The sequence below is a fragment of the Frankia tisae genome (assembly GCF_025403405.1).
Lineage (GTDB): Bacteria > Actinomycetota > Actinomycetes > Frankiales > Frankiaceae > Frankia > Frankia tisai.
This window is the reverse complement of sequence record NZ_JANEZT010000424.1, coordinates 1-5,246: the sequence shown is the minus strand read 5'-3', so window position 1 is coordinate 5,246 and position 5,246 is coordinate 1. Positions and strand designations below refer to the sequence as shown.

Annotated in this window: 4 protein-coding genes and 2 pseudogenes; 3 read left to right on the top strand and 3 right to left on the bottom strand. The window is 71.5% G+C overall.

Annotated features, from left to right (window positions below; translation table 11 throughout):
- The 3 genes and pseudogenes from NBZ85_RS27230 to NBZ85_RS27220 form a co-directional block, all read right to left on the bottom strand.
- Positions 1-997: pseudogene (locus NBZ85_RS27230) on the bottom strand (hypothetical protein); the annotation flags it as partial.
- A gap of 440 nt (positions 998-1,437) precedes the next feature.
- Entirely contained in the window at positions 1,438-1,848 is a 411-nt protein-coding gene (locus tag NBZ85_RS27225; protein ID WP_261562872.1) for a pilin, read from the bottom strand.
- The gene (locus NBZ85_RS27220; RefSeq protein ID WP_261562871.1) at positions 1,845-2,654 is read right to left on the bottom strand and encodes a hypothetical protein; all 810 of its coding nucleotides are present in this window, start codon (positions 2,652-2,654) and stop codon (positions 1,845-1,847) included. The genes NBZ85_RS27225 and NBZ85_RS27220 overlap by 4 nt, the downstream gene beginning before the upstream one ends.
- A 562-nt stretch (positions 2,655-3,216) precedes the next feature.
- Between NBZ85_RS27220 and NBZ85_RS27215 the strand changes: the two genes are divergently transcribed.
- The 3 genes and pseudogenes from NBZ85_RS27215 to NBZ85_RS27205 all read left to right on the top strand — a co-directional run.
- Positions 3,217-3,942 (top strand): hypothetical protein, encoded by a 726-nt coding sequence (locus tag NBZ85_RS27215; RefSeq protein WP_261562870.1) that lies wholly within the window; start codon positions 3,217-3,219, stop codon positions 3,940-3,942.
- Positions 3,939-4,781, top strand: coding sequence for a DNA methyltransferase (locus NBZ85_RS27210; protein ID WP_261562869.1), 843 nt, complete (start codon positions 3,939-3,941; stop codon positions 4,779-4,781). The genes NBZ85_RS27215 and NBZ85_RS27210 overlap by 4 nt, the downstream gene beginning before the upstream one ends.
- 85 nt (positions 4,782-4,866) lie before the next feature.
- Positions 4,867-5,246, top strand: a pseudogene (locus tag NBZ85_RS27205) (recombinase family protein); the annotation flags it as partial.

The following is a 5,246-nucleotide window of genomic DNA, read 5'->3' as shown; positions in this document are numbered from 1 at the left end:
CACCACGGCCCCGGCCGGCCCGAGCACCCGCGCGCCCGGTGCCGCGTCCGAACCGTCCCCCGAGTAGACCCAGGGCCCGGCCCATGACGTAGGCGCGCACGACCCGGCCGAGAATGCCACCGCCATTGCCGATCTTCGGCATCATCCAGAAAGGAATCTTGAACAGGAAGTAGATGAGAGTGATTGCGGCGAGCAGGTTCACGACGCCGTCCGGGGTCGGGCCGAACACGGTGAAGCCGCCCGGGGTGAAGAACACCTTGAAAGATGCGATGAGGACGAACGACTGGGCGATCTGGATTCCCAGGCAGCCGAAGAACGCCTTCCACCACCAGAACGCGAGCTTCTCGGTCTGCGGGTGGCCGTGCCCGGCGAGCGCCAGCGGCGCGGCGCCGATGAGCGCCACCTCGATGACGATGCGGGCGATGTAGGTGCATAGCAGCGCCACGACCGAACCGGCGAGGAACAGCCCGAGAAAGATGACGAAGATGCTCTCGCCGTAGGCGCCGGGAATCGGCGCGATCGACCCGATGATGATGTTCTTCAGTTGCCCGGACGCAGTGTCCGGGTTCAACCCCTGGCCGAGGATCGCGCCGGGCAGCGGGTTGGCGATCTGGATGGCTTTGGTGGCCAGGAACTGGGACAGTCCGGCGGCGAGGAATCCGATCGGGATTCGAGGTGCGATCTCTTTGATCGAGATGCGGGACTGGACCGTGCCCAGTGACATGACCGTAATCCCACCGAACATGATCAGCGTGCTGTAAGCGGTGGCGCTGATGGCCCACGATGTCGACCACATTTCGCCGATCGCCGGAAGGTCGGACGGTTCCGGGGTGGTCAGCAAAGTACGGCCCAGCAGATCCAGCAGCGGGTTGAGCGCGGCGGTCACCAGAGTTCGGAAGAAGCCGCTGATCGCGTCGTTGATGGCATCGGTGATCCACCCGGCGACCCCACGGCCGTCACCGCCGGTGTCCGGTGCCGGTGGGGTCGTCTGCGGCATCGGCGGTGGGGGAACCTCCGGCGCGGTGGCGCAATCCGGGTCGTCCGCCGGGCAGGGTTCCGCGGGAGCCTCGGTTCCGACACCGTCGGGCGGAGCGTCGGGTGCGTCGGGCGCAGGTGTGGCAGCCCCGCCGGAGGGAGCCGGCGGATCTGGTGGGGCTTGTCCCGGGGGAATCGGGGACGGTCCGGGCTGCGGGTTCGGAGTGGGACCAGTCGAGCCGGGCGTCTCGGTGGACGGTGCGGGCGCGGGAGCGGGCGGTGCGGGAGCGGCGGACGCCACCACCGGGAACACGATCAGCAGGAGGAACGCGAAGGCCGCCGTCCCGGCCAGCAGCAGCCCGCGGCCCCGCCGATGACCCGGCCGATCAACCGCCTGGACGAGGGGGCCGCTTCGCGCACCGCGCAGAAGCGTGCAACGTGCGGGGACGGCGGCGTTCACGCCTAGCCCCCGACGATCTGCTTGAGGATTTCGACGGCCACCGGTGCGAGCGCGGCCAGCCCGTAGCCCCAGCCGGCGTTGCGGAAGGCGTCCTTGGCCTTGCCGACCTCGCCCGGCTCGCCGTTGGCCACCAGGTAGCGCACGCCGCCGACCGAGAGGAACACCGTCGCCAGCAGCGCCAGAATCCCCATGATCCAGTTGCGGACGTTGTTCAGGACCGTCTCCAGATCCGGCGCTACTGGCGCCGCCGGAGCAGCCTGGCCCAGGGCGCCCGGCGACTGTCCCGCGAAGGCCGCCGCGCCGCTGGCGACGACGAGTACCGCGACGACGACGGCGATCAGGACCGGCCGGCGCAGCAGGGCCCGCCGGGCCGAGCGCGGGAAGTGGACCTCGGGGTGTGAGGTCGGGTTCATGCCGTCACCCCCGCGACCGGGAATGTCGGGGCGGGGCGGGGCGATGAGTCGGCTGTGGCTACCGGAGGCTGTGGCCGGGGCGGCGGCTCGTTGTCCGGCGCCTTCGGTGCGCGACTGGTGCGGGCCGGACCGGTGAGGTAGCCGAGTAGCCGTCGTTCGGCACGGTCGCGCAGCCGGTAGGCGGTACGCGGTGCTGTGGCGTGGCGGGCCGCCCAGGCTGCGACCGGGACGTCGTCGAGCCGGGTCGCGGCGACGACCGCGGCCTCAGTGGCGGTCAGGACCCCGTCTGTGACCGCGTCGGCCAGGACCTCATGCGGACCGTCCGCCTGCGTGTGGGTGACAGTGCGGGTGTGGAACAGGCCCGGGTCGGGATGCGGGGTTTCCAGGCTCTGAGTCAGCAGGTCCAGGCCGGCCCGGTAGGCGTTCCACCGCAGCCGGACCGCGATCCGCGGCAGGTCCAGGCGGACGGTCACGAGCGCGGTGAGGAACCCGGTCAGGATCTCGGCCTGCACGTCGGCCGTATCGAGGTCGCTGTGCCCGCCGAGCCGGGCTGCGACCGCCCGCAGTGCGGGCAGGGCCATCCCGGCGGCGCCGACCGTCCACGCACCGCCACGGGCGCGGGAGCGGCGGACCACCACTGCCCATGCGGCGTCGCGGGTGGCCTGTGAGCAGGAGCCGGCCAGCAGCCGGTCGCGTAGCTCGTCCAACGCCACCAGCCGGGCGGGTAGGCCGGGTACCGGTGTGCCGTCCAGGGCCAGCGGGGAGGGGCCGGCGACCAGCAGCGCGAAGCAGTCCCGGAGTATCACCAGAGGCAATCCCTGCGCGCTCGCGCCGGCTGTTCGCACAGGCAGGGAACTCGTTTCGTCGGGCATTTTCTGCCGTCCTTCGGGTGTCGCGGAATCGGACAGCCCCAAGGAATCCACATCAATGCCAGCGAAAAGCCAGCATGATCTGCCAGCGAATGCGCAGCGGAGATCGCTGGCAGCCAGCACAATCACAGCGAGCCCGCACCGGGATTCGGGCCCGCCTCACCCGCCACCGCGTGCCAGCAGTAGGACCGAACCGCACAGTGGGCCGCTGAGCTGGGATGCTGTGACACCGCTGGCAAGCTGCTGGCCTCCGCTGGTGCGCCACCAGTGGTCACCAGCCGGCCCACGCTGGCACCCACGAGAAAATCTTGAGAAATTTTCCGGATTATTCTCCGGGACCCTTCCAGTGATATGCCAGCGATCAATGGTCCTGATGGGCTAGGCCCCTGCCAGCGGGAAAAATCTTGAAGAAAGTCACGGGGGTGGTGGCGAAAAACTGCACAGCAGACGGTCTCCTTTTACGACCGCGAAAACGCTCGCCGTGAAAGGAAGACCACCGATGCCCACCGCATCCGACCACGACCGCGACGGCCGCCCCGTCATCCCCGCCGGCCGGCCAGCGACCGTCTGGCCGTGCCCGCCGACCAACCCCGACCAGTGGCCCGCCGGCTGGCTCACCGCCGCCGTGGAACGGCTCGTCGTCGCCTCCACCCGTCCCGGCGACCCCGTCCTGCTACTGACCCCCCCGGCCCTGGACGAGGACGGGTCGCCGACCGCGGCCGGCGACGACGACACCATCACCGGCCTCGCCGAGACCGGCTGGGCCGTCGCCCGACTCGGCCGGCCCGTCCGGTTTCGGACCGGGCCCGCCGACCCAACCATGCAGCGGTCAGGGTCCGGACCCGGACCCGCCACCGGTCAGGAAGCGGATGATGACCGCCACCCGCTGGTCGTCACGGTCGTCTCCCCGACCCGGCACGGCTGGTTCACCCACATCCCCTGGGACCAGCTGGTGGCCCCCGGCGGCACCCTGGCCGTCATCACCCGCAGCGACAGCCTCGCCGGCTGGTTGATCGACCCCACCATCGACCTCACCACCGCCACCGGCCGCCACGGGCTCGCCCTGCTCGACCGCATCGTCCTGCTGGAGATCCCCCTCGACCAGCTCGACCAGCCCACCGCACCCCTCCCCGCAGGAAAGCTGGCCTGGCGGGTGCACTCCGACCTGCTGCTGTTCACCCCCATCAGCAGCACCTCCACGCCGGGTTGGAGCCAGCACCAGTGACCACCGACAGAGCGCCCCGCGCCGACCGCTGGTGCACCGTCTGGCCCACCGGCCGCCACGCACCGTCCAACCAGGTCGCGGCCTCCGGCCACCAGCCCACCTCGTCGCATCACGGCAACGCGATCACGCCGGCGGTCGCCGCCTACGCCATCGCCACCTACAGCCGGCCCGGGGACACGGTCTGCGACCCGGACTGCGGACCCGGGACCGTCGTCGCCGAAGCCGCCCACGCCGGCCGACACGCCATCGGCATCACCCACGACCCCCGCTGGTGGGAGTACGCCCGCACCACCGTGACCCTCGCGAAGGCACGGGGCGCCCGGGGCGACGGGATGATCCTCGACAACCCACCCGACCCGCGGACCTGGACCGGACTCGGCCCGATCGACCTGGTCCTGACCGCGATCGGTCCCCATTCCGACCCCGATGACCAGGCCGGCTTCGGCCTGGCCCGCGACCGGCCGGGACCGGACCGCCTCCGTGCCCGGCTGGCCGCCTACTCGGAGCTGCCCTGGGACGACGGCCTGCTCGTCGTCATCGTCGAGCCAGTCCCCATCGACGGGATAGATCTGGCCAGCCGGGTCGTGACGGCCGGCCGGGATGTGGGACTGCGCCCGGTGCAGCGCTGCGTCGCTCTCACCGCCGTCCCGTACACCCAGACGCTCAGCGCGGCCCGCCCGCGCGCAGGGGCACGCGCCTACCCGGTCCACCAGGACGTGATCGTCTTCCGTTCTGCTGCTGGCAGGCGGACGCAGCCGCCGACGACACCGGACCCGCCGCCAGCCACGCCCGCGCCGGCCGTCCGCGACACCACCACGCCGGACCGCCTGGCCGCCTAGATCACTCCCGCTGGTCGGCCGGGTCTCCCATGCCACGGCTGCCAGACCGCATCTCGCTGCTCGCCTTCATCTGGCTGGAGCCATCGTGTCTGACCACCCCATTCCCACGTTGCCCCCCGCTCCCGCCGCGGCGCCGACCCGACCCGGCTTGTGGTGGCGCTGGACGCACCCCTTCGCGGACCGGCGCGCCACCCGCGCGGCCCGACTGCTCGCCGAACACCACGCCGAGACCACCGAACGCGCCCGCCAGGCCCAGATCGCACTCGTTCGCGCCGGCTACCACCTCGGACCCGCCCCGTTCGGCTACCGCGCCCAACGCGTCACCGTGCCCGACGTCGACGGCACGATGCGCCGCCGGGTCCGCCTCATCATCGATCCCGCGCCCGCCGCGACCGTCGCCGTGATCTACCGCTGGCGAATCGAGGACCGCCTCAGCCACACCTCGATCGTCACCCGCCTCACCGT